This is a genomic window from Kitasatospora sp. NPDC022785 (assembly GCF_055561295.1).
Genome location: NZ_JBVHHB010000007.1, coordinates 1 through 23,662 on the forward strand (window position 1 = coordinate 1; position 23,662 = coordinate 23,662).

The window sequence follows — 23,662 nt, forward strand, 5'->3', positions numbered from 1 at the left end:
GCCCCCTCGACCCGGACCAACGTCCCGGGCGTCTTCGGCGCCGGCGACGTCGTGGACCACACCTACCGCCAGGCCATCACCGCCGCCGGCACCGGTTGCTCCTCGGCGCTGGACGCCGAGCGCTACCTGGCCTCGCTGGCCGACCTGGAGGCCCAGGCCGCCACCGTCGCGGTCTGAGCCACCGCACGACCCGATCGACCCCGCGGGGGTGTTCCACGTGGAACACCCCCGTTCCGGCCAGGCAAGAAACAGAACGGGCCCGCCCGTTGTTCTCCTGGCAGCAGCCCTCTCCGTTTGACCCCGAGGAGTCCCCGTGGCCGGCGCCACCACCACCGTCACCGACGCGACGTTCAAGGCCGATGTCCTGGACAGCGAGAAGCCCGTTCTGGTCGACTTCTGGGCCACCTGGTGCGGCCCGTGCCGCCAGGTCGCCCCGATCCTGGACGAGATCGCGGCCGAGCACGCTGACAAGCTGACCATCGCCAAGCTCGACGTCGACGCCAACCAGCAGACCGCTGCGGCGTACAACGTGATCTCCATCCCGACCCTGATCGTCTACAAGGGCGGCGAGCCGGTGAAGTCGATCACCGGCGCCCGTCCGAAGGCCGCGCTGCTGCGCGAGCTGGCCGAGTTCATCTAGGTCCGGCCCACCGCGACGCCACGAGGGCGGGGCTCCCCACCGGGAGCCCCGCCCTCGTCGTCTCCGCCCCGCCACCCTCCGCAGCTCCGTCCCGCCCCCTAGAACGGCCGCAGCGCCGGCTCCTTGCGCGCCCCGCCCAGCAGCCGCTCCAGCGCCACCTCCACGTCCCCGCGCCAGGAGAGCGTGGTCCTGGCCTCCAACCGCAGCCGCGGGTAGCGCTGGTGCGGGCGGACGGTCTTGAAGCCGACCGCGAGCAGGTGGTCGGCCGGCAGGACGCAGCTCGGCGGCTGCCGCCCGACCGCGCCGAACGCCTCGATGGCCTTCACCCCGCGCCCCAGCAGGTCCTTGGCCACCGTCTGCACCAGCACCCGGCCGAGTCCCTGCCGCTGGTAGCCCGGCAGCACCCGGCTGATCATCAGCTGCACCGCATCCGGCGAGACCGGGCTGGTCGGGAAGGACTGCGACCGCGGGACGTACGCGGGCGGGGCGTAGAGCACGAAGCCGGCGGGGTTGTCGTCCACGTAGACGATCCGGCCGCAGGAGCCCCACTCCAGGAGCACCGCGGAGATCCACCCCTCCTTCTCCAGCTCCGGCTTCCCGGACTCCACCGCCGCGCGGCCGCTCACCGGGTCCAGCTCCCAGAAGACGCAGGAGCGGCAGGTGGTCGGCAGATCCGCGAGGTTGTCCAGTGTCAGCGGAGCGATCCGGCGTCCCATACCCCGCACCTCCTCGTCCACTCCACAGTCGAGCATTCCCCCCGAACGGCGATGGGTGCATGTTTCACGTGAAACACCGCTCACGTGGAACATGCACCCATCGGGTCACGCCCTAAGCCCGCTCAGCCCTGCGACAGCCGGAGCCCGTCCTCGCCCGGGGCCAGGCTGTCCAGGATCCGGTTGAGGTCCTCCACCGAGCCGAACTCCAGCACGACCTTGCCCTTGCCCAGCTTGCCGCCGCGCTGCGAGACCTCGACCTTGACCCGGGTGTCGAAGCGGTCCGAGAGCCGGCTCGCCAGGTCGTTGAAGGCCGGGGAGAGCAGCTTGCCGGCCTGGGGCCCCGCCGGGCGCTTCGGCTTCTGCTCCGGGTCCATCAGCTTGACGATCTCCTCGGTGGTCCGCACCGAGAGGCCCTCCGCGATGATCCGCTTCGCCAGCTCCTCCTGCCGCTCCGCGTCCGGCACACCGACCAGCGCCTTGGCGTGCCCGGCGGTCAGCGTGCCGGCGGCCACCCGGCGCTGCACGGAGGGCGAGAGCTTCAGCAGCCGCAGGGTGTTGGACACGTGCGGACGCGAGCGGCCGATCCGGTCCGCCAGCTCGTCGTGGGTGCAGGAGAAGTCCCGCAGCAGCTGGTCGTAGGCGGCGGCCTCCTCCAGCGCGTTCAGCTCCGCCCGGTGCAGGTTCTCCAGCAGGGCGTCCAGCAGCAGCTTGTCGTCCTCGGTGGCCCGGACGATCGCCGGGATCTGCTCCAGCCCGGCCTCCCGGGAGGCCCGCCAGCGGCGCTCGCCCATGATGAGCTCGAAGCGCTCGGGCGCGACCTGGCGCACCACGACCGGCTGGAGGAGGCCCACCTCCTTGATCGAGGCGACCAGCTCGGCCAGCTTGTCCTCGTCGAAGACCTCGCGCGGCTGGCGCGGGTTGGGCGTGATCGAGTCCAGCGGCAGCTCGGCGAAGCGCGCGCCGGCCACCTGGGCGAGCTCCGGTCCGGCGGGCTCCGCCGTGGCCCGCTCCCGGTCGGCCTGCTCCCGCAGGCTCTCCGCGGCGGCCTTCGCCGCCACCGTGCCGCGGCCGGTCGGCAGCACCGGCACCGCGACCGGCGACACCGTCCCGGTGGAGACCACCGGGGCCGGTGCGGCCGTGGCCGCCGCGGGCTCCGCCGCCGCCGCGCCGGCTGCCGGTGTGGCAGCCGGGATCAGCGCCCCGAGCCCTCGTCCCAGACCCCTGCGACCACTCACCGATTGCCCTCCGTCGTACCGTGCTGTGCCGTCGGGGCGCCCTGCCCCGTCCCGCTGCCGTCCCGCTGCTGCCCCACCAACGAGCCGTTGCCGCCTGCGGGCACCGCCCGCATCGCCAGCTCCCGGGCGGCCTCCAGGTAGGAGAGCGCGCCGGTCGAGCCCGGGTCGTAGGTGAGCACCGTCTGACCGTAGCTGGGTGCCTCGGAGATCCGGACCGAGCGCGGGATCGCGGTGCTCAGCACCTCCTGCTGGAAGTGCGTCCGGACCTCCTCGGCGACCTGGGCGGCCAGCCTGGTCCGGGCGTCGTACATGGTGAGCAGGATGGTGGAGACGTGGAGCGTCGGGTTGAGGTGCGCCCGGACCAGCTCGACGTTGCGCAGTAGCTGGCCGAGGCCCTCCAGCGCGTAGTACTCGCACTGGATCGGGATCAGCACCTCCTGGCCGGCGACCAGGGCGTTGACGGTCAGCAGGCCGAGCGAGGGCGGGCAGTCGATCAGGATGTAGTCCAGCGGCTGCTCGTACGCGGCGATGGCGCGCTGGAGCCGGCTCTCCCGGGCGACCAGCGAGACCAGCTCGATCTCCGCTCCGGCGAGGTCGATGGTGGCGGGGACGCAGAAAAGGCCTTCGACGTCCACCACCGGCTGCACCACGTCGGCCAGCGGCTTGCCCTCCACCAGGACGTCGTAGATCGACGGCACTTCGGCGTGGTGGTCGATGCCGAGCGCGGTGGAGGCGTTGCCCTGCGGGTCGAGGTCGACCACCAGGACGCGCAGTCCGTGCATGGCGAGCGAGGCGGCCATGTTGACGGTGCTGGTGGTCTTGCCCACCCCGCCCTTCTGGTTGGCCACCACGATCACCCGGGTGTCGGCGGGCCGGGGCAGGCCTTCGCCCGCGCGGCCGATCGCCTGGACCGCAGCCTGGGCAGCACGCGCGATGGGCGTGTCATCGATCTGGTCGATGGTCTCCGAGTCCTGCATGGGGGTCAGTGTTTCACGTGGAACCGGAGCGGCAACAGTCGCCGCCCGGAAGAGGCCGAGCCCGCGGCGGAGCCGAAGATCGATACCGTCGGAGAGGAGAGAGCGACGTTTCACGTGAAACACCATGCCCGCTATGTCGGAAATCTGACGGTGCGACACTCCGATAGGTTCGCGTCACCCCTCCGTCCACCCACCCGACGCCGCCGCGCCACGCCTCACCGCGCCACTTCACCGCGCCACGGCTCCCCATGCGAACGGGCGGGCGGTCCGAGGACCACCCGCCCGTGTCGAGCGTCGTGCACCGCCCGGGCCATCGCCCGGACCCGAACGTCAGCGGCTGCGGCGCCGCCCGGTCCGGCCGCGCTCGCCGCCGCGCACCGCACCGGCGGCGCGTCCGGCCCGGGCCGCCTTGGCCCGCCGGGTGGCCGCCTTCACCCCGCCGGGGCTCTCCCCCGCCTTGACCTGGATCACCCGGGTCGACGTCTCCAGGGTGCCCTCGCCGACCGAGATCACCGTCCACTCGACAGCGCCCAGTTTGGCCAGCCCGGCCCGCGACTCCGCCAGCTCCTGCTCGGCGCTGTCGCCCTTGAGCGCCAGCATCTGTCCGTGCGGGCGGAGCAGCGGCAGGCCCCAGCCGGCCAGCCGGTCGAGCGGGGCGACCGCCCGGGCCGTCACCACGTCCACCGCGAGCTTGCCGACCATCTCCTCGGCCCGGCCGCGGAGCACGGTGACGTTCTCCAGCCCGAGCTCCCGGACCACCTCCTCCAGGAAGGTGGTCCGGCGCAGCAGCGGCTCCAGCAGCGTCACCGAGACGTCCGGGCGGGCCAGCGCGACCGGGATGCCGGGCAGGCCGGCCCCGGAGCCGACGTCGCACAGGGTGGAGCCGGGCGGCAGCAGCTCGGCCAGCACCGCGCAGTTCAGCACATGGCGGTCCCAGAGCCGCGGCACCTCGCGGGGGCCGATCAGCCCGCGCTGGACACCCGCGGTGGCCAGCAGCTCGGTGTACCGGACCGCGGCGTCGAAGCGGTCGCCGAAGACCTCCCGGGCCACGGCCGGGGCCTCGGCCAGCCCCTCGGCGGCCGGGTCGGCCGCGCCCTCGGTGACCGGACCCGCCGGACCCTCGGCCTCGGAACCACCGGCACCCGCCACCGGCCCACCGGCGGCCGCGCTCTCCGTGTCCATCTCGACCTCTCTGCTCCCCGGATCCACCGACCCGTTCTCGCACCGTTTCACGTGAAACATCTCTCGCCGGGCAGCAACGCCCTGCGAAGGGACAACGACCCCGCCCGCACGTGGCGGACGGGGTCGAGTCCTCTGACGGTCACCGGTCGCCGGAGCGGCCGGTCATCGACTTCCCCAGGCTCAGGCCGGCAGCACGACCACGCACCGCTGGGGCTCCTCGCCCTCCGACTCGCTGCGCAGCCCGGCCGCGGCGACCGCGTCGTGGACGACCTTGCGCTCGAACGGCGTCATCGGCCGCAGCTTGACCTGCTCCCCCGTGCTCTTCGCCTGGTCGGCGGCCTTGGCGCCGAGCGCGGCCAGCTCGGACCGCTTGCGGGCCCGGAAGCCGGCAATGTCCAGCATGAGGCGGCTGCGCTCGCCGGTCTCCCGGTGGACAGCCAACCGGGTCAGCTCCTGCAGGGCCTCCAGCACCTCGCCGTCCTGGCCGACCAGGCGGTGCAGCGCGCGGTCGTTGCCGTCGCTGACGATGGACACCAGGGCTCGGTCGCCCTCCACGTCCATGTCGATGTCACCGTCGAGGTCGGCAATGTCGAGCAGACCCTCCAGGTAGTCCGCCGCGATGTCGCCCTCCTGCTCCAGACGGGAGATGAGGCTCTCGTCGGCGCTGGCAGCGTCCTCGACCTCGACGGCGGAGGTGGTGCCTTCCGTCACTGATGGACTCCTTCAGGGATGGGCCCGGGTGGTGGGCCGGGAACGAGGTTCGGGGGCCGCTGGGCGGGGCCGGCCGGTCGGGTCAGGACTTCTTCTTCGGCCGCTGGCCGCCCTGCCCGCCGCGCTTCGGCTGCTGCCGGCCGCCCGTCTGCCGGGCCGGGCCCGACTTGGCACCACCGGGCCGGCTCGCGGCCGGCTTGGCGCTGCCGGACTCGGCCGGGACGGCCTGCTCGGCCTTGGCGGGCTCCTCGGCCGGGGCCGCGTCATCCTTGGTCAGGCTGGCGGTCTGGGCGCCACCGCCGTGCTGGCGCTGTGCCTTGGTCTGCTTGCGCGGCTGCTGGCGGCGCACCTGCACCGCGTCCTCGACCACGGCCTCGGCGGAGGTCGCGGCCGTCTTCTTCGGAGGCAGGAGGCCCCAGAGCGCGCCCTTGATGACCGAGCCGTCCGGGTTGAGCCGGCCCTGCTTCTTCAGGCGGTCCTGGCGCTCGTCCCAGGCCTTGCTGCCCGGAGTCGGGTTGTTGCGGATGACGATCAGCTGCTGGCCCATCGACCAGACGTTGGTGGTCAGCCAGTAGACCAGCACACCGACGGGGAAGTTGATGCCCATCACGGCGAACATGATCGGGAAGACGTACATCAGCATCTTCTGCTGCTGCATGAACGGCGTCTTGACCGTGAGGTCCACGTTCTTGGTCATCAGCTGGCGCTGCGTGATGAACTGCGACAGCGACATCATGATGATCATGACGGCGACGACGATCTTGACGCTGGTCTCGCTGCTGCCGACGAAGGTCGCCGAGAGCGGGGCACCGAAGATGTGTGCCTGGCCGGCGCTGGTCAGCAGGTCACCGTTGATGACGCCGATCGGCTGGCTCTTGGCGACCTTGGCCAGCACGCCGTAGAGGGCGGTGAAGAACGGCGCCTGCACGATGATGGGAAGGCAGCTGGAGAACGGGTTGGTACCCGCCTCCTTGTACAGCTTCATCATCTCTTCGGACTGGCGCTGCTTGTCGTTCTTGTAGCGCTCCTGGATGGCCTTCATCTTCGGCTGGATCGCCTGCATGGCCCGGGTCGCCTTGATCTGCTTCACGAAGAGCGGGATCAGGCAGATCCGGATCACGACCACCATGGAGGCGATGGCCAGACCCCAGGCCCAGCCACCGTTCGGGTCGAAGACGTGGCTGTACAGCGAGTGGAACTGGACGATGATCCAGGACACCGCTGTGTACAGGGGATTCAGGAAGGAGAAGGTCACCGGTCAGGCTCCTTGGACATTGGGATCGGCCCCAAGGGACCAATGGTCGCCGGGCCCTCGGGGTCCGGACCGGCGGGGGGCGTGGTCACCGGCTGCTCGGCGGCGGACCGGCTGTTCAGCAGGTCGCGCAGTCGTCGGTGCCACACCGGGTGCTTACGCGGCGGGACATGATCGACCCCGCCCGGCGTCCACGGGTTGCAGCGCAGGATGCGCCACACGGTCAGGCCACCGCCCTTGACCGCCCCGTGCACCTTCACGGCCTCGAAGCCGTAGTGCGAGCAGGAGGGGTAGTAACGGCAGACCGGACCGAGCAGTGGGCTGATGGTCCACTGGTAGACCCTGATCAGACCCATCAGCAGGTACTTCATCGCCCTGCTCCCGTCGGCGCCGTCGCGGCGGGCTCCACCTTCAGCAGCCGCTTGAGCGCCGCGTCCAGGTCGCGTTCGAGGTCCTGGTACGAGGCGGACGCGGCCTGGGGCAGCGCACGCACCACTATCAGGCTACCGGCGGGCAGCCTGGACAGACGATCACGGACGAGATGGCGAAGCCGGCGCTTGACCAGGTTGCGGACGACGGCCGGGCCGACGGCCTTGCTCACGACGAAACCCGCACGCGCCGAAGGAGTCCCCTCGGCGACGTGCGGGCGGGAGTCGCTGGTCCGGTCGGCCGGTCCCTTCGGGTCACCGTCTCTGCTGAGATGGACGACCAGTAGGGGCCGGCCGGCCCGGCGACCGCGTTTCACTGCGGTCGCGAAGTCCTGGCGCCGCCGCAGCCGGTTTTCGGAGGGCAGCACAACAGACTCTTGGCGCGGATCAGGCGGAGATGGCGCTGCGGCCCTTGCCACGGCGGGCGGCCAGGATGGCGCGGCCGGCGCGGGTACGCATACGCAGCCGGAAGCCGTGGGTCTTCGCGCGGCGACGGTTGTTCGGCTGGAAGGTGCGCTTGCTCACTCGGGGGCTCCTGAGGTGAATCGTAGGATGACGGGGTGTCGCTTGGCCGTCACCGTGCGTCCGCGTGATCTCCCCTGTACGGAAATCCGGCCCATCGCCCCAGTTCGGCTGGGGTTGGAGGCAATCCACGGCGCCCGTGCTGCGCGCCTTATGGAGCGGGTGGACCCGCGGACATGCGGCAGCGGCCATCGACAACTCGACCTGGTTACGGTACGCGGGACGGGGCACGAGGGTCAAACCAGCCGTTCGAGCCGGCCGGCCCGGAACCGCCCGGGGGCCCGCTCGGAGTCCCACCCACCGACCCCGTCGCCCACAGCCTGTGGACAACGACTTGATCCGGCTCTGTTCGCTGACTACCGTTGCAGGACTTGTCTGGTTTGTTCTTCGTCAACGGACCGAAGATCCACAGTCTCTTGATCCACCACCCCTGCTGGAGCCGCGGGGAACCGAGAAAGCGTGCACCAGTGGCTGATGTCAACAGCGACCTCGTCCCGGTCTGGGCGAGAGTCGTCGAGCGGCTGGTCAGCGACCCGGATGTCGGGGAGATGGACAAGCAGTGGGTGCAGCGCACCCAGCCGATGTGGATGATGCACGACACCGCCCTGCTGGCGACCCCCAACGAGCGGGCCAAGCAGGTGCTGGAGGGCCGGCTGCTGCCGCAGCTGACCGAGGCCCTCAGCCGCGAGCTCAGCCGCCCGGTCCGGATCGCCGTGATGGTCGACGCGAACGCGGTGCCCACCGCCCCCGCGCCGGGCCCGGCCGAACCGCAGACCACCGAGCCGCAGGCCGCCGAGCCCTGGGAGCGCTCCGAGGGCGGCGGCGAGTACGGCCACCACCAGGCCCACGGTCAGCGCCAGCCCCACCCGGGCCACCAGCAGTACGAGCGGCCCTACGAGTCCGAGTACGAGCGCGACCAGTACGGGACGGGCGGCTACGAGGAGCACCAGGCCCCGGCGTACGGCGGCGGCCAGCCCTCGCCGTACGGCGGGCCGGCCCAGCAGCCGCCCTGGGAGAACCACCAGGGCTACCCCGAGCAGTCCTCCGGCTACCCCGAGCCGGAGCCGCCGACCTCGCGCCCGGCTCCCCGGCCGCTCCCCGGACCGTCCGCGACCACCCAGGGCGACCTGTTCGGCGGCGCCTACGGTCCCGGTCCCGGCGAGCACCCCCGGACCGCCGCCGGCCGCCGCTCCCCCGCGGCCCGACCGGCCCCCGGCCGTCCCTCGGACAAGGGCCCCGAGCGCGCCACCGACCGCCCGGCCGTGCCCGGCGTCCCCGCCCCGCCCGGCGCTCCCCCGGCCGGCGGCTCCCGCAAGGACGAGCCCGCCGCCCGGCTGAACCCCAAATACCTGTTCGACACCTTCGTCATCGGCGCGAGCAACCGCTTCGCGCACGCGGCGGCGGTGGCGGTCGCCGAAGCCCCGGCCAAGGCGTACAACCCGCTCTTCATCTACGGCGAGTCCGGGCTGGGCAAGACCCACCTGCTGCACGCCATCGGGCACTACTCGCGCAGTCTCTTCCCGGGGACCAGGGTGCGCTACGTGTCCTCGGAGGAGTTCACCAACGAGTTCATCAACTCGATCCGGGACGGCAAGGCGGACGCGTTCCGCAAGCGCTACCGGGACATGGACATCCTGCTCGTGGACGACGTGCAGTTCCTGGCGAGCAAGGAGTCCACGCAGGAGGAGTTCTTCCACACCTTCAACACCCTGCACAACGCCAACAAGCAGATCGTCCTCTCCTCGGACCGGCCGCCCAAGCAGCTGATCACGCTGGAGGACCGGCTCCGCAACCGCTTCGAGTGGGGGCTGATCACCGACGTCACCCCGCCCGAGCTGGAGACCCGGATCGCGATCCTGCGCAAGAAGGCGATCCAGGAGCAACTGAACGCCCCGGCGGACGTGTTGGAGTTCATCGCCTCCCGGATCACCCGCAACATCCGGGAGTTGGAGGGCGCCCTGATCCGGGTCACCGCCTTCGCCAACCTCAACCGGGCGCCGGTGGACCTGGAGTTGGCCGGCATCGTCCTCAAGGACCTGATCCCGGGCGGGGACGAGGACGCCGGCCCGGAGATCACCGCGCAGGTCATCATGCAGCAGACCGCCGCGTACTTCGGGCTGGGTGTGGACGACCTCTGCGGCTCCTCGCGCAGCCGTGTGCTGGTGACGGCCCGCCAGATCGCCATGTACCTCTGCCGCGAGCTGACCGACCTCTCGCTGCCGAAGATCGGCGCCCAGTTCGGCGGCCGCGACCACACCACGGTGATGCACGCCGACCGCAAGATCCGGTCCCTGATGGCCGAGCGCCGCTCGATCTACAACCAGGTGACCGAGCTGACCAACCGCATCAAGAGCTAGGCCGTACACGGCCGTTGAAGGGCGTCAGGAGCCATCCTGACGCCCTTTCGGCATATCCACAGGTGTGTGCCGCCGATCCGCTGGGCAGGGATGCCGGTGACGGACGCTCCGCCGGCCCACGGGCCGCGCCCGAACATCTGACCGGGGATTCGAACCCGCCGGGCGCGCAAGGCCGTTGTCCACAGCCGGAGCCCCCTCTCCACCGTCCACAGGCCGGGGAGTCCCGAGTTATCCAGAATTCCTCCACAGGCCGGCCGCCGCTACGCTCTTCGGCGCAGGTCAGGTGCCTGTGGACTTGTGCACAACGGTTATCCACAGGGTGTGGACAATTGGCGGGCCGTCAGAGGGCCGTCCGGGTTATCCACCGGTTGTCCCCAGGGCCGTCCGGGTTATCCCCAGGTTGTCCACAGCTGGGTCCACAGTTCGACAACCGTGAGGTAGCGTTCATGCCCTGGTGTGAAAGGCGTCACGTAATGTTGACCGGCGCCCGTGGATAACCGGGCCCGGATCTGGGGACAGCGCTGGGGATAACCTGTGGATACCCACCGTGGCCTGTGGGTAACGCTCCGCTGTCCACAGCGGCCCGTGTCCGTCCACAGCCGCCGTCCACACCTCCTGTGGACAAAAAACCGGGCTTGACCTGCGCAAACGGGGTTATCCACGGTTTCCACAGGCCCTACTACTACTGCTACACCTATAGACCAGTCGACTCGTTCAAAAGCGGGTGGGCCCGAAATCTGTGGACAACCGGACCCCGACATCTGTTCGGCTTGCTTCCGCCCGTCTGCCCCGTCTGTCGGTGGAGTACGTCAGACTGTCCTCGGCGACTGGAAGCGGAGTGGCAGAGCTCGGCGGACAGGCGCACCGAAGACCAAGATCAGAAGAACCAGACGTGCGAGCGGGAGCGCTCGATCCAGGAGGCGGTTACCGGTGAAGTTCCGGGTGGAGCGTGACGTCCTCGCGGAGGCGGTGGCCTGGGCTGCCCGCAGCCTCCCGGCACGGCCGCCGGTGCCGGTGCTGGCCGGCCTGCTGCTGACGGCACAGGACGGCAGCCTGGCGCTGTCCGGCTTCGACTACGAGGTTTCGGCCCGGGTCGAGCTGGAGGCCGACATCGAGGAGGCCGGCACCGTCCTGGTCTCCGGCCGGCTGCTGAACGACATCTCGCGCAACCTTCCCAACAGGCCTGTGGAGATCTCCACCGACGGCCAGCGGGTCAGCGTGGTCTGCGGCAGCTCCCGGTTCACCCTCCCCACCCTCCCGGTGGACGAGTACCCGGCCCTGCCCCAGATGCCGACCGCCACCGGCACCGTCCCCGGTGACGTCTTCGCCTCGGCCGTCAGCCAGGCCGCGGTGGCCGCCGGCCGCGACGACACCCTGCCGGTGCTCACCGGTGTCCGGGTCGAGATCGAGGGCGACCGGATCACCCTGGCCGCCACCGACCGCTACCGCTTCGCCGTCCGCGAACTGCTCTGGAAGCCCGAGCAGCCGGACATCTCGGCGGTCGCACTGGTGCCCGCCAAGACCCTTCAGGACATCGCCAAGTCCCTGGGCAGCGGCGACAACGTCTCGATCGCCCTCTCCTCGGGCGGCGCGGGCGAGGGCCTGATCGGCTTCGAGGGCGCCGGCCGCCGGACGACCACCCGGCTGCTGGAGGGCGAGTTCCCCAAGTTCCGCAGCCTCTTCCCGACCGAGTTCAACGCGATCGCGGCGATCCAGACGCAGCCCTTCCTGGAGGCGCTCAAGCGCGTCTCGCTGGTCGCCGAGCGCAACACCCCGGTCCGGCTGAACTTCGAGGAGGGCGTCCTGACGCTGGAGGCCGGCTCGGGCGACGACGCACAGGCCACCGAGCGGATCGACGCCTCCCTGGAGGGCGACGCCATCTCGATCGCCTTCAACCCGGGCTACCTGGAGGAGGGCCTCAAGGCCATCGACTCCGCCTACGCCCAGCTGAGCTTCACCACGCCGACCAAGCCGGCCCTGCTCAGCGGCAAGGCCTCGGTCGACACCGAGGCGGACGAGGCCTACCAGTACCTGATCATGCCGGTGCGCCTCTCCGGCTGACCTCACCGCTGACATCCACAGGCTGTGCACAGCCTGTGGACGGCCTCCCCCGGTCGGGCTCCGACCGGGGGAGGCCCTGTCACTTCAGCGCGTAGGCTCAGGACAGCGCGGCAACGGCGCCGCCGGCAGGCATGTCACCACAGGTAAGGACTTGGTCATGGAGCTCGGCCTCATCGGTCTCGGCAAGATGGGCGGCAACATGCGCGAGCGGATCCGCCGCGCCGGCCACACCGTCATCGGCTACGACCGCAACCCGGACGTCTCGGACGTCGAGAGCCTCCAGGAGCTCGTCACCAAGCTCCAGGGCCCGCGCGTGGTCTGGGTCATGGTCCCGGCCGGCGCCGCCACCCAGGCGACCGTGGACGAGCTCGCCGAGCTGCTCTCCCCCGGCGACGTGGTGGTCGACGGCGGCAACTCCCGCTGGACGGACGACATCAAGCACGCCGAGGCGCTGGCCGCCAAGGGCATCGGCTTCGTCGACTGCGGCGTCTCCGGCGGTGTCTGGGGCCTGGAGAACGGCTACGCGCTGATGTACGGCGGCAACGCCGAGTACGTCGCCAAGGTCCAGCCGGTCTTCGACGCGCTCAAGCCCGAGGGCGACTTCGGCTCGGTGCACGCGGGCGCGGTCGGCGCCGGCCACTTCGCCAAGATGGTCCACAACGGCATCGAGTACGCGATGATGCAGGCCTTCGCCGAGGGCTGGGAGCTGCTGGAGGCCGCCCCCGAGGTCACCGACGTCCGCGAGGTCTTCCGCAGCTGGCAGGAGGGCACCGTCATCCGCTCCTGGCTGCTCGACCTGGCCGTCCGCGCCCTAGACGACGACGAGCACCTGGCCAAGCTCAAGGGCTGGGCCGCCGACTCCGGCGAGGGCCGCTGGACCGTCGAGGCCGCGATCGACCACGCCGTCCCGCTGCCGGCGATCACCGCCTCGCTCTTCGCCCGCTTCGCCTCCCGCCAGGAGGACTCGCCGCAGATGAAGATGATCGCCGCGCTGCGCAACCAGTTCGGCGGCCACGCGGTCGAGTCGAAGTAGTCCGGCACCCGCAGAGACATCCCCAGAAGGCGAGCGCAGTCCACAGCCATGCACGTCGCGCATCTGTCGCTCGCCGACTTCCGGTCGTACGCCCGGGCCGAGGTGCCCCTCGACCCGGGCGTGACGGCCTTCGTCGGCCCGAACGGCCAGGGCAAGACCAACCTGGTCGAGGCGATCGGCTACGTCGCCACCCTGGGCAGCCACCGGGTCGCCACCGACGCGCCGCTGATCCGGCTGGGCGCCGAACGGGCGGTGATCCGCACCTCCGTGGTGGACCGTGGCCGTTCCACCCTGGTGGAGCTGGAGATCGCCCCGGGCAAGGCCAACCGCGCCCGGATCAACCGCTCGGACAACGTCCGCCCGCGCGACGTGCTGGGCCTGCTGCGCACCGTGCTGTTCGCCCCCGAGGACCTCTCCCTGGTCAAGGGCGACCCGGGCGAGCGCCGGCGCTTCCTGGACGAGCTGCTGACCGCCCGCGCCCCCCGGCTGGCCGGGGTCCGGCAGGACTACGAACGGGTGCTCAAGCAGCGCAACGCGCTGCTGAAGACCGCCGCGATGGCCCGCCGGGCCGGTGGCGGCAAGGGTGCCGACCTCTCCACCCTGGAGGTCTGGGACGGCCATCTGGCGCGCGCCGGAGCCGAGTTGACCGCGTTCCGGATCCAGCTGGTGGCCGCCCTGCAGCCGCTGGTGGCGGCCGCGTACGGGCAGCTTGCGCCGGCCGGGGGCGAGACCGCGCTGGAGTACCGCAGCTCCTTCGAGGGTGAGCTGCCGTCCAGTCGCGAGCAGGCCGAGGAGCAGCTCCTCCAGGCTCTCCAGGCCGTCCGCAAGCAGGAGGTCGAGCGCGGGATCACCCTGGTCGGCCCGCACCGCGACGAGCTGGTGCTCAGACTCGGCCCGCTGCCCGCCAAGGGCTACGCCAGCCACGGCGAGTCCTGGTCGTTCGCGCTGGCCCTGCGGCTGGCCTCGTACGAGCTGCTGCGCGCCGACGGCGGGGAGCCGGTGCTGATCCTCGACGACGTCTTCGCCGAGCTGGACGCCACCCGCCGGGACCGGCTGGCCGAGCTGGTGGCCGGCGGCGAGCAGGTGCTGGTCACCGCGGCGGTCGCGGAGGACGTGCCGAAGGCCCTGGCCGGCGCCCGGTACGCGGTGGCCGACGGCGCGGTGCGCCGTGTCGACGCCTGAAGCCCGCCCCTGAAGCCCGCCCCGAGACCATCCGCCGAGACCCGCCCCTGCTGCCGGCCCCGGGCATCCGCCCCCGGCCGCCGCGGGTCTCCCCCGGCCTCCGCAACCGCGGCCCCGTCACATCCTCACGATTTCCGCCCGTGCACAGCCTGTGCACCCGCCGCCCGCCGCCCTCCGGCTCCCGTACGCTGGACGGCTCACCGTTGTCCACAGCCTGGGGATAGGAGACCGCCGTGAGCGAGCCGGCCGAGAACCTCCCGCAGCCGGCCGGCGCCGATCCGGCCGCCGCCGGGCTGACCGGCGCCGACCTGGCCCGCTCGGCGCTGCGCGCGGCCCGGGCGCAGGCCCGCCAGCGCGGCGAGCAGGTCCGGGAGAAGCGCGAGGCGAAGCGGCACGGTCTGCGCAGCGGCGCGCGCTCGGACGGGCGCGACCCGGTGCCGCTGGGAGCGGCGCTGAACCGGCTGCTGACCGAGCGGGGCTGGGAGTCCTCCGCCGCGGTCGGCGGGGTGATGGGCCGCTGGCCGCAGATCGTCGGCCCGGACATCGCCGCGCACTGCGCACCCACGTCCTATGACGACGAGGCCGCGGTGCTCACCGTGCAGTGCGACTCCACTGCCTGGGCCACCCAACTCCGCTGGCTGGCACGGCAGTTGGTGGCCCGCCTGAATCACGAGCTGGGCCACGGAACGGTGAAGACCATCAAGGTGCTGGGCCCGGCCGCGCCGGTCCGCGGCTACGGCCGGCTGCGCGCCCCGGGGAGCAAGGGGCCGGGCGACACCTGGGGGTGACCGGAGCCGGCCGCGCGCCGAGCGGATCGGGATCTTCCGGAACCCCTGACGGCCCTTCCAGGCGCTCTGAGCCCCCGGGGCGAGTATCGGGACATGTGCAGAGGGGATTCAGGGCGGCATATCTGCCCTCAGAGGCTGCCAAACGCCCATCTCTGTCAGTCGTACCGGTAGACTGAAAGCCAAACACTGTTGCTAGCAGCAACCGAGTCGAAATGCCGTGGTCGCACGCCCTCCCGTCCAGTGGGAGGGGATGCGGCCCGTGCTGTGCCAGAGAGGGCGCTTCGTGGCCGATTCCGGCAACCCCAGCCAGAACCAAGAACCCATCGACCCGACGACCGGAAAGGCCTACGACGCCGACGCCATCCAGGTGTTGGAGGGCCTCGACGCTGTCCGCAAGCGCCCCGGCATGTACATCGGCTCGACCGGTGAGCGCGGCCTGCACCACCTGGTCCAGGAGGTCGTGGACAACTCCGTCGACGAGGCCATGGCCGGGCACGCGGACACCATCGACGTCACGATCCTGGCCGACGGCGCGGTGCGGGTGGTCGACAACGGCCGCGGCATCCCGGTGGGCATGGTCGCGAGCCAGGGGAAGCCGGCCGTCGAGGTCGTGCTCACGGTGCTGCACGCGGGCGGCAAGTTCGGCGGCGGCGGCTACGCCGTCTCCGGCGGCCTGCACGGCGTGGGCGTCTCGGTCGTCAACGCGCTCTCCACCCGGCTCGCGGTGGAGATCCACACCGACGGCCACCGCTGGACGCAGGAGTACAAGCTGGGCGAGCCGACCGCCCCGCTGGCCAAGCACGAGCCGACCGACCGGACCGGCACCAGCGTCACCTTCTGGGCGGACCCGGACATCTTCGAGACCACGGTCTACTCCTTCGAGACGCTCTCCCGGCGGTTCCAGGAGATGGCGTTCCTCAACAAGGGCCTGACCATCTCGCTGACCGACGAGCGCCCGGAGCACGCCGACGAGGAGGGCAACCCGCTCTCCGTCACCTACCGGTACGACGGCGGCATCGCCGACTTCGTCGCCCACCTCAACTCCCGCAAGGGCGAGGTGATCCACCCCTCGGTCATCGACTTCGAGGCGGAGGACAAGGAGAAGACGATCTCGGTGGAGGTCGCGATGCAGTGGAACTCCTCCTACACCGAGGGTGTCTACTCCTTCGCCAACACCATCCACACGCACGGCGGCGGTACCCACGAAGAGGGCTTCCGCGCCGCGCTGACCGGTCTGGTGAACCGCTACGCGCGCGACAAGAAGCTGCTCCGCGAGAAGGACGACAACCTCTCCGGCGAGGACATCCGCGAGGGTCTGACCGCGATCATCTCGGTCAAGCTCGGCGAGCCGCAGTTCGAGGGCCAGACCAAGGACAAGCTGGGCAACACCGAGGCGAAGACCTTCGTCCAGCGGGTCGTCCACGAGCAGCTGAACGACTGGCTCGACCGCAACCCCAACGAGGCCGCGGACATCATCCGCAAGTCCATCCAGGCCGCCACCGCGCGCGTCGCCGCCCGCAAGGCGCGCGACCTGACCCGCCGCAAGGGCCTGCTGGAATCCGCCTCGCTGCCGGGCAAGCTGAGCGACTGCCAGTCCAAGGACCCGTCAGAGTGCGAGATCTTCATCGTCGAGGGTGACTCCGCCGGCGGCTCCGCCAAGCAGGGCCGCGACCCGCGCATCCAGGCCATCCTGCCGATCCGCGGCAAGATCCTGAACGTCGAGAAGGCCCGGATCGACAAGGTGCTGCAGAACACCGAGGTCCAGGCGCTGATCTCGGCCTTCGGCTGCGGCATCCAGGAGGACTACGACGAGTCCAAGCTCCGCTATCACAAGATCGTCCTGATGGCGGACGCCGACGTCGACGGGCAGCACATCCGCACCCTGCTGCTCACCCTGCTGTTCCGCTTCATGCGGCCGCTGGTGGAGTCCGGGTACGTGTACCTGGCCATGCCGCCGCTGTACAAGATCAAGTGGGGCAAGGACGACTTCGACTACGTCTACTCCGACCGCGAGCGCGACGCCACCATCGCCGCGGGCGTGGCGGCCGGGCGCCGGCTGCCCAAGGACGACGCGATCCAGCGGTTCAAGGGTCTCGGCGAGATGAACGCCGAGGAGCTGCGCGTCACCACCATGGACCAGGCCCACCGTCTGCTCATGCAGGTCACCCTGGAGGACGCGGCCCGCGCCGACGACCTCTTCTCCGTCCTGATGGGCGAGGACGTCGAGGCCCGCCGCTCCTTCATCCAGCGCAACGCCAAGGACGTCCGCTTCCTGGACGTGTGACGGGGCCCGCCCCTGCCAGCACAGTCCAGTCACGCGTGAAAGGAAACTGACCACCAGTGGTCGACGACAACCGTCCCGACGGCGAGCAGCCGGACGCCAGCACCGCCATCGACACCTTCGTGTCCCGGGTCGAGCCGATCGAGCTCGAGACCGAGATGCAGCGCTCCTACCTCGACTACGCGATGAGCGTGATCGTGAGCCGCGCGCTGCCCGAGGTCCGCGACGGCCTCAAGCCGGTGCACCGGCGCGTGCTCTACGCGATGTACGACGGCGGGTACCGCCCCGAGAAGGGCTACTACAAGTGCGCCCGCGTCGTCGGCGACGTCATGGGCAACTACCACCCGCACGGCGACACCTCGATCTACGACACCGTGGTCCGCCTGGCCCAGCCGTGGTCGCTGCGGATGCCGCTGGTGGACGGCAACGGCAACTTCGGCTCGCCGGGCAACGACCCGGCCGCGGCCATGCGCTACACCGAGTGCAAGATGATGCCGCTGGCCATGGAGATGATGCGCGACATCGACGAGGAGACCGTCGACTTCGCCGCCAACTACGACGGCCGCTCGCAGGAGCCCACCGTCCTGCCCGCGCGCATCCCCAACCTGCTGATCAACGGTGCCACCGGCATCGCCGTCGGCATGGCCACCAACATCCCGCCGCACAACCTCCGCGAGGTCGCCTCCGGCGCGCTCTGGGCGCTGGAGCACCCGGACGCCTCCAACGAGGAGCTGCTGGAGGCCCTGATCGAGCGGATCAAGGGCCCGGACTTCCCGACCGGCGCCCTGATCGTCGGCCGCCGCGGGATCGAGGAGGCGTACCGGACCGGGCGCGGCTCGATCACGATGCGTGCGGTGGTCGAGGTCGAGGAGATCCAGGGCCGCCAGTGCCTGGTGATCACCGAGCTGCCCTACCAGGTCAACCCGGACAACCTCGCGCTGAAGATCGCCGACCTGGTCAAGGACGGCAAGGTCGCCGGCATCGCCGACGTCCGCGACGAGTCCTCCTCGCGCACCGGTCAGCGCCTGGTGATCGTGCTCAAGCGCGACGCCGTCGCCAAGGTCGTGCTGAACAACCTCTACAAGCACACCGACCTGCAGACCAACTTCGGCGCCAACATGCTGGCCCTGGTCGACGGCGTGCCGCGCACGCTGTCGCTGGACGCCTTCATCCGGCACTGGGTCAACCACCAGGTCGACGTCATCGTCCGGCGCACCCGGTTCCGGCTGCGCAAGGCCGAGGAGCGCGCGCACATCCTGCGCGCCCTGCTCAAGGCGCTGGACATGATCGACGAGGTCATCGCGCTGATCCGGGCCTCCGAGTCGGCCGAGGCGGCCCGCAGCGGCCTGATGAACCTGCTCACGATCGACGAGCTCCAGGCCAACGCGATCCTGGAGATGCAGCTGCGCCGGCTGGCCGCCCTGGAGCGCCAGCGGATCATGGACGAGCACGACGAGCTGCAGCGCAAGATCGACGAGTACAACGCGATCCTGGCCTCGCCGGTCCGCCAGCGGGAGATCATCTCCGAGGAGCTCACCGCGATCGTCGAGAAGTACGGCGACGAGCGGCGCTCGACCCTCATCCCCTCCGACGGCGACCTCTCCATCGAGGACCTCATCGCCGAGGAGGACATCGTCGTCACGATCACCCGTGGCGGCTACGTCAAGCGGACCCGCTCCGACCTCTACCGCTCGCAGAAGCGCGGCGGCAAGGGCGTGCGCGGCGCCCAGCTGAAGCAGGACGACATCGTCGACCACTTCTTCGTGACGACGACGCACAACTGGATCCTGTTCTTCACCAACAAGGGCCGGGTCTACCGCGCCAAGGGCTACGAGCTGCCCGACGCCGGGCGCGACGCCCGCGGCCAGCACGTGGCCAACCTGCTGGCCTTCCAGCCGGAGGAGCACATCACCCAGGTGATGGCCGTGCGCACCTACGAGGACAAGCCCTACCTCGTCCTCGCCACCCGGGCCGGCCTGGTGAAGAAGTCCGCGCTGAAGGACTACGACTCCCCGCGCTCCGGCGGCCTGATCGCGATCAACCTGCGCCAGGACGAGCAGGGCCGGGACGACGAGCTGATCGGCGCCGAGCTGGTCTCCGCCGAGGACGACCTGCTGCTGGTCTCCAAGAAGGCCCAGTCGATCCGGTTCACCGCCACCGACGACGCCCTGCGGCCCACCGGCCGCGCCACCTCCGGCGTCAAGGGCATGGCGTTCCGCGAGGACGACGAGCTGCTCTCGATGAACGTCGTCCGCTCGGGCACGTACGTCTTCACCGCCACCGACGGCGGCTACGCCAAGCGCACTGGGGTGGACGAGTACCGTGTCCAGGGACGCGGTGGCTACGGCACCAAGGCGGCGAAGATCGTCGAGGGCCGGGGTTCGCTGGTCGGCGCCCTGGTGGTCGACGACACCGACGAGATCATGGCGATCACCCTGTCGGGTGGGGTGATCCGCACGAGGGTTTCCGAGGTTCGTGAAACCGGACGTGACACCATGGGCGTCCAACTGATCAACCTCGGAAAGCGCGATGCGGTCGTGGGCATGGCCCGCAACGCGGAGGCCGAGGACGAGGAGTCGGTGGAGGACGAGGTCGAAGGCGCCGAGTCCCCCGAGGTGGCCGAGGGTACGGTGACGGCGGTCGGCGACGACGCCCAGGCCTGATCCGAACCGCAGGCCGGTGCCGCCGCGTCCAGACGAAGAGGCGCGGCGGCACCGGCCGCCGACCAGTTCCGGGCAATCCCGCCGGGCGCTGGATGACGAGTGACGACGCAGGGCGGTGCCGCCGTCCTGGTGGGAAGTGCGGGAGGACCAGTGAGTGGAGCCACGGGTGCTGCGGGAGGAGCCACCGGCGGCCGTCCGGGCGCAGCACAGGGCGGCGGGGGCTACGGGGTGCCGCAGCCGCCGGCCGAGCACCCGGCCTCGTCCACCTCGCTGATGCCACCGGTCGGTGCGGCGGGCCAGGGCGGCGGGGCGACGTACGGCGGTCAGTCGGCCACGCCTCCGCCGCCGAGCGCTCCGGCGCCGGGTGGGAGCGGGTTCTCGCAGCCGACCACGTACGCCAAGGGGCAGCCGACGCCGCCCCGGGGCACCCGGGTGAGCGGTAACACCCCGCCCGGCGGCACGCCGGTCGCGGGCGGTGCCCCGCGCCGTCCGGCCGCCGCGCCGGCCGCCGCAGGCTCCGGCCTGGGCCGTACCCGCAAGGCCCGGCTGCGGGTGACCAAGGCCGACCCGTGGTCGGTCATGAAGGTCAGCTTCCTGCTGTCGGTGGCGGTCGGGATCATCATCATCGTGGCGGCCGCCGTGCTGTGGATGACGCTGGACTCGCTCGGCGTCTTCGACTCGCTGACGAAGACCCTCAAGGAGGTCACCGCCGGCGAGGCCCCGAACAGCGGCATCAATCTGATGGACTACGTCGGGTTCGGCAAGGTGATGACCTTCACCTCGCTGATCGCGCTGGTCGACGTGGTGCTGCTGACCGCGCTCTCCACGCTGTCGGCGTTCATCTACAACGCCGCGGCCGGTTTCACCGGCGGCATCGAGCTGACCCTGGCCGAAGAGGACTGACCCTCGGTCAGAATTCCCTCCGCGGACGGAATGAGCGGGCCCCGCAGGCTGTTTCAGCCTGCGGGGCCCGTCGGCATTCGGGTGACAGCCGGCCCCCGCGGCGTGCCGCCCGGATCGGCGTCCGCCGCGGTGGGATTAGCTGGGTGCGCTCGTTCCGAGTTTCCGAGTGCCGCTGGCCGCCCCCGGCCCGACCGGCCGGGGCTGGTACGGCTGTGCAGGTACGGCTGGACGGAGGCGCGCGATGGCTCAGCTCGCAAGGCAACTGGTCGAGGCCCTGGAGGGGCTCCTGGGGCTCCCGGTGCCGCTGCGGGTGCAGATCTGGGACGGCAGCACGGCCGGGCCGCCGGGGGCGCCCACCGTCGTGCTGCGCAACCGGCGGGCACTGCGCCGCCTGCTCTGGCAGCCGGGCGAGCTGGGCCTGGCCCGGGCCTATGTCGCGGGGGACCTCGAGGTCGCCCCCGGTACCGACCTCTACGAGGTGCTCACGGCCGTCGCGCACTTCTCCGAGCGCCCCGAGATCCGGCGGCTGCGGCTGCGCCCGGACGACGTCCTCGGCCCCAAGGGCCGCCGGGCCCTGGGGGTCCTGCTGCGGGCCGGTGCGCTGGGCCCGCAGCCCGCCCCGCCGCCGGAGGAGGCCAGGACGGTCCAGGGGCGGCTGCACAGCCGCAGCCGGGACCGCGCGGCCATCAGCCACCACTACGACGTCGGCAACGACTTCTACGGCCTCGTGCTGGGCTCGTCGATGGTGTACTCCTGCGCTTATTGGGCGCCCGCCGCCAAGAGCCTGGAGGCGGCCCAGGAGGCCAAGCTCGACCTCATCTGCCGCAAGCTCGGCCTGCGGCCCGGGATGCGGCTGCTGGACGTCGGCTGCGGCTGGGGCTCGCTGGTGCTGCACGCGGCCCGGCACTACGGCGTCACGGCGGTCGGCGTCTCCATCTCCGCCGAGCAGGTCGCGCTGGCCCGCCACCGGGTCGAGGAGGCCGGCCTGACAGGCCGGGTGGAGATCCGCTTGCAGGACTACCGGGAGATCCGGGACGACCCGTTCGACGCGATCTCCAGCGTCGGCATGGCCGAGCACGTCGGCGCCGCGCAGTACCGCGTCTACGCCGAGGGGCTCTACCGGCTCGTGGTGCCCGGCGGCCGGCTGCTCAACCACCAGATCGCCCGACGCCCGGGCCTCCCCGGCGAGCCGTACCGCCCCAGCCCGTTCATCGACCGCTACGTTTTCCCGGACGGCGAGCTCTCCCCCGTCGGTTCCACCGTGGCCCGGCTGGAGGAGGCCGGCTTCGAGGTACGCGACGTCGAGTCACTGCGCGAGCACTACGGGCTGACCCTGCGCGAGTGGGTGGCCAACCTGGAGGCGCGCTGGACGGAGGCGGTCCGCCTGGCCGGCCGCGGGCGGGCCAGGGTCTGGCGGCTCTACATGGCGGCCTCGGCGCTCGCCTTCGAGGAGAACCGGATCGGTGTGAACCAGATCCTCGCCGTCCGCACCGGTCCCGAGGGCGCCGCCCACCTCCCGGCCACCCGCGAGGAGTGGCTGCTCCGCCCCGCCACCGCCCCTCACCAGCAGAGCCCTGCCGCGAGCCCCGCCGGACCGGATTTTGGAGATCGGCCGTCGGTCCGCTAATCTTTCAGTGCGGCAAGGGCCTATAGCTCAGACGGTTAGAGCGCTTCCCTGATAAGGAAGAGGCCACAGGTTCAAGTCCTGTTAGGCCCACCACCGCGAAGGGCCCGGAGCGATCTCGCTCCGGGCCCTTCGGCGTTCCCGCGGCCGTCTGCCGGAACCGCGTGCCCGGCCCGGGGGTTGTACGGGTGGGGCGGGTGTGGAGGTGGTGGCGATATGGCGTGGTTCTGGGCGATGAGCATTCCCGGGCTGGTCTGTGCGCTGGTCGCGCTGGCCTTCGTCGACCAGCTGGCGCTCCGGGCACGGAAGTCGCGCCGGATCCCCTGGCGGGGGACGGGCCGGGAGGGGCAGGTCTCGGCGACCGGGTTCGAGCAGCTGCACGCGCAGTTCGCGGCGGGCAAGCAGCACGAGCTCGACGAGCGGCGCAGCACGCTGATGCTGCGCGACGAGGAGGGCGAGGGGGCGCCGCCGCGGACCAGGGTGGACCTCGCGGCCGGTACCGCCGTGGTGGTGCCGCTGGCGCGGGGCTAGGTCCCGGACCGCTACGGGGCAGGTCAAGGGCGGTGTCCGGCGGGCCCCGGGTCGGTATCCGGCCGGGTTCGGGACGGGTTCCGGCCGCGCCCGGGCCGGCTTCCGGGCTCCTTCGGGCCGGGCCGACCGTACGACAGAAGGTGCGGCGTCAATCCTCCGGCCGGACCGGTCGGTTGGAGGCAGCGGTGGCTGGTCACGATTGGGACACCGGTGTGTATCATCGGCCGCAAGGGCAGTCTGGCACCCGGCCGCCCGTTCGTGCTCGTAACAATTCATGGACTCGTCGACCAGGCCATCCGGTCGGGGCACGGCTGTTGAGTCCGCTACGCAAGAAGGACGAGGTCCCGCGGTGAAGAAGCTTCTCCTGGTCGCCCTGGTCGCCCTCGGCGGCTTCTTTGTCTACCGTCAGGTCCAGGCGGACCGCGCCGAGCAGGACCTGTGGACCGAGGCCACCGACCCGGTCCCGGCCGGTCGCTGAGGACCCGGACGATCTGACGATCGACGATCTTCGGAGGCGCCGCACCGGCGTCTCCTGGGCCGGTCGGCCCGGTCTGGTGACCGGGCGGGCCGGCTTCC

21 protein-coding genes, 1 tRNA gene and 1 pseudogene are annotated in these 23,662 nt (G+C 71.3%); 14 read left to right on the forward strand and 9 right to left on the reverse strand.

What is annotated here, in order from left to right:
• A pseudogene (locus tag ACZ3YO_RS13380) lies at nucleotides 1-177 on the forward strand (thioredoxin-disulfide reductase); the annotation flags it as partial.
• Between the two features lie 136 nt (nucleotides 178-313).
• On the forward strand, nucleotides 314-640 hold the full coding sequence (gene trxA, locus ACZ3YO_RS13385; RefSeq protein WP_396322993.1) for a thioredoxin: 327 nt from the start codon (nucleotides 314-316) through the stop codon (nucleotides 638-640).
• Between the two features lie 98 nt (nucleotides 641-738).
• Here the strand turns inward: trxA and ACZ3YO_RS13390 are convergent, their stop codons facing one another.
• From ACZ3YO_RS13390 to rpmH, 9 genes are all read right to left on the reverse strand, one after another.
• On the reverse strand, nucleotides 739-1,356 hold the full coding sequence (locus ACZ3YO_RS13390) for a GNAT family N-acetyltransferase (protein WP_465549194.1): 618 nt from the start codon (nucleotides 1,354-1,356) through the stop codon (nucleotides 739-741).
• A 122-nt stretch (nucleotides 1,357-1,478) separates the two neighbouring features.
• Nucleotides 1,479-2,591, reverse strand: coding sequence for a ParB/RepB/Spo0J family partition protein (locus ACZ3YO_RS13395; protein WP_465549192.1), 1,113 nt, complete (start codon nucleotides 2,589-2,591; stop codon nucleotides 1,479-1,481).
• Complete coding sequence (locus tag ACZ3YO_RS13400; protein ID WP_465549213.1) at nucleotides 2,588-3,541, reverse strand: ParA family protein; 954 nt, start codon at nucleotides 3,539-3,541, stop codon at nucleotides 2,588-2,590. The genes ACZ3YO_RS13395 and ACZ3YO_RS13400 overlap by 4 nt, the downstream gene beginning before the upstream one ends.
• A 357-nt stretch (nucleotides 3,542-3,898) precedes the next feature.
• Complete coding sequence (gene rsmG / locus ACZ3YO_RS13405) at nucleotides 3,899-4,750, reverse strand: 16S rRNA (guanine(527)-N(7))-methyltransferase RsmG (RefSeq protein WP_465549190.1); 852 nt, start codon at nucleotides 4,748-4,750, stop codon at nucleotides 3,899-3,901.
• Nucleotides 4,751-4,930: 180 nt separating this feature from the next.
• On the reverse strand, nucleotides 4,931-5,461 hold the full coding sequence (locus tag ACZ3YO_RS13410) for a Jag family protein (RefSeq protein ID WP_396322989.1): 531 nt from the start codon (nucleotides 5,459-5,461) through the stop codon (nucleotides 4,931-4,933).
• A gap of 82 nt (nucleotides 5,462-5,543) precedes the next feature.
• Complete coding sequence (gene yidC, locus ACZ3YO_RS13415) at nucleotides 5,544-6,716, reverse strand: membrane protein insertase YidC (RefSeq protein WP_465568858.1); 1,173 nt, start codon at nucleotides 6,714-6,716, stop codon at nucleotides 5,544-5,546.
• Complete coding sequence (gene yidD, locus ACZ3YO_RS13420; RefSeq protein ID WP_396322987.1) at nucleotides 6,713-7,084, reverse strand: membrane protein insertion efficiency factor YidD; 372 nt, start codon at nucleotides 7,082-7,084, stop codon at nucleotides 6,713-6,715. Before yidD ends, yidC begins: the two co-directional genes overlap by 4 nt.
• Nucleotides 7,081-7,509, reverse strand: coding sequence for a ribonuclease P protein component (rnpA, locus tag ACZ3YO_RS13425; protein ID WP_396322986.1), 429 nt, complete (start codon nucleotides 7,507-7,509; stop codon nucleotides 7,081-7,083). Before rnpA ends, yidD begins: the two co-directional genes overlap by 4 nt.
• 19 nt (nucleotides 7,510-7,528) lie before the next feature.
• Entirely contained in the window at nucleotides 7,529-7,666 is a 138-nt protein-coding gene (gene rpmH, locus ACZ3YO_RS13430; protein WP_148643823.1) for a 50S ribosomal protein L34, read from the reverse strand.
• 464 nt (nucleotides 7,667-8,130) lie between these two features.
• Between rpmH and dnaA the strand changes: the two genes are divergently transcribed.
• From dnaA to ACZ3YO_RS13490, 12 genes are all read left to right on the forward strand, one after another.
• Nucleotides 8,131-10,020: a chromosomal replication initiator protein DnaA gene (gene dnaA, locus ACZ3YO_RS13435; RefSeq protein WP_465568861.1), complete on the forward strand. Its 1,890-nt coding sequence runs from the start codon at nucleotides 8,131-8,133 to the stop codon at nucleotides 10,018-10,020.
• A gap of 930 nt (nucleotides 10,021-10,950) precedes the next feature.
• Nucleotides 10,951-12,081 (forward strand): DNA polymerase III subunit beta, encoded by a 1,131-nt coding sequence (gene dnaN, locus ACZ3YO_RS13440; RefSeq protein WP_396322984.1) that lies wholly within the window; start codon nucleotides 10,951-10,953, stop codon nucleotides 12,079-12,081.
• 157 nt (nucleotides 12,082-12,238) lie between these two features.
• Nucleotides 12,239-13,114: a phosphogluconate dehydrogenase (NAD(+)-dependent, decarboxylating) gene (gnd, locus tag ACZ3YO_RS13445; RefSeq protein ID WP_396322983.1), complete on the forward strand. Its 876-nt coding sequence runs from the start codon at nucleotides 12,239-12,241 to the stop codon at nucleotides 13,112-13,114.
• Nucleotides 13,115-13,162: 48 nt separating this feature from the next.
• Complete coding sequence (gene recF / locus ACZ3YO_RS13450; protein WP_396322982.1) at nucleotides 13,163-14,296, forward strand: DNA replication/repair protein RecF; 1,134 nt, start codon at nucleotides 13,163-13,165, stop codon at nucleotides 14,294-14,296.
• Nucleotides 14,297-14,589: 293 nt separating this feature from the next.
• On the forward strand, nucleotides 14,590-15,084 hold the full coding sequence (locus ACZ3YO_RS13455) for a DciA family protein (RefSeq protein ID WP_396323003.1): 495 nt from the start codon (nucleotides 14,590-14,592) through the stop codon (nucleotides 15,082-15,084).
• Nucleotides 15,085-15,343: 259 nt separating this feature from the next.
• On the forward strand, nucleotides 15,344-17,368 hold the full coding sequence (gene gyrB / locus ACZ3YO_RS13460) for a DNA topoisomerase (ATP-hydrolyzing) subunit B (protein WP_465568863.1): 2,025 nt from the start codon (nucleotides 15,344-15,346) through the stop codon (nucleotides 17,366-17,368).
• 56 nt (nucleotides 17,369-17,424) lie between these two features.
• Nucleotides 17,425-20,028, forward strand: coding sequence for a DNA gyrase subunit A (gene gyrA, locus ACZ3YO_RS13465; protein ID WP_465568865.1), 2,604 nt, complete (start codon nucleotides 17,425-17,427; stop codon nucleotides 20,026-20,028).
• A gap of 150 nt (nucleotides 20,029-20,178) precedes the next feature.
• Entirely contained in the window at nucleotides 20,179-20,931 is a 753-nt protein-coding gene (locus tag ACZ3YO_RS13470) for a DUF3566 domain-containing protein (protein ID WP_465568867.1), read from the forward strand.
• 241 nt (nucleotides 20,932-21,172) lie between these two features.
• Nucleotides 21,173-22,558 (forward strand): class I SAM-dependent methyltransferase, encoded by a 1,386-nt coding sequence (locus ACZ3YO_RS13475; protein ID WP_465568868.1) that lies wholly within the window; start codon nucleotides 21,173-21,175, stop codon nucleotides 22,556-22,558.
• 16 nt (nucleotides 22,559-22,574) lie between these two features.
• Nucleotides 22,575-22,651: transfer RNA gene (locus tag ACZ3YO_RS13480), tRNA-Ile, on the forward strand.
• A gap of 120 nt (nucleotides 22,652-22,771) precedes the next feature.
• Nucleotides 22,772-23,086, forward strand: coding sequence for a DUF6191 domain-containing protein (locus tag ACZ3YO_RS13485; protein ID WP_465568870.1), 315 nt, complete (start codon nucleotides 22,772-22,774; stop codon nucleotides 23,084-23,086).
• Nucleotides 23,087-23,435: 349 nt separating this feature from the next.
• Nucleotides 23,436-23,564 (forward strand): DLW-39 family protein, encoded by a 129-nt coding sequence (locus ACZ3YO_RS13490; protein ID WP_014137031.1) that lies wholly within the window; start codon nucleotides 23,436-23,438, stop codon nucleotides 23,562-23,564.
• The last annotated feature ends 98 nt before the right edge of the window (nucleotides 23,565-23,662 follow it).

What these genes read in the sequence shown, in the direction of transcription:
- recF (WP_396322982.1), top strand. Translation starts at nt 13,163, where the DNA reads ATGCACGTCGCGCATCTGTCGCTCGCCGACTTCCGGTCGTACGCCCGG.
- ACZ3YO_RS13475 (WP_465568868.1), top strand. Translation starts at nt 21,173, where the DNA reads ATGGCTCAGCTCGCAAGGCAACTGGTCGAGGCCCTGGAGGGGCTCCTG.
- gnd (WP_396322983.1), top strand. Translation starts at nt 12,239, where the DNA reads ATGGAGCTCGGCCTCATCGGTCTCGGCAAGATGGGCGGCAACATGCGC.
- ACZ3YO_RS13390 (WP_465549194.1), bottom strand. Translation starts at nt 1,356, where the DNA reads ATGGGACGCCGGATCGCTCCGCTGACACTGGACAACCTCGCGGATCTG.
- yidD (WP_396322987.1), bottom strand. Translation starts at nt 7,084, where the DNA reads ATGAAGTACCTGCTGATGGGTCTGATCAGGGTCTACCAGTGGACCATC.
- ACZ3YO_RS13485 (WP_465568870.1), top strand. Translation starts at nt 22,772, where the DNA reads ATGGCGTGGTTCTGGGCGATGAGCATTCCCGGGCTGGTCTGTGCGCTG.
- rsmG (WP_465549190.1), bottom strand. Translation starts at nt 4,750, where the DNA reads ATGGACACGGAGAGCGCGGCCGCCGGTGGGCCGGTGGCGGGTGCCGGT.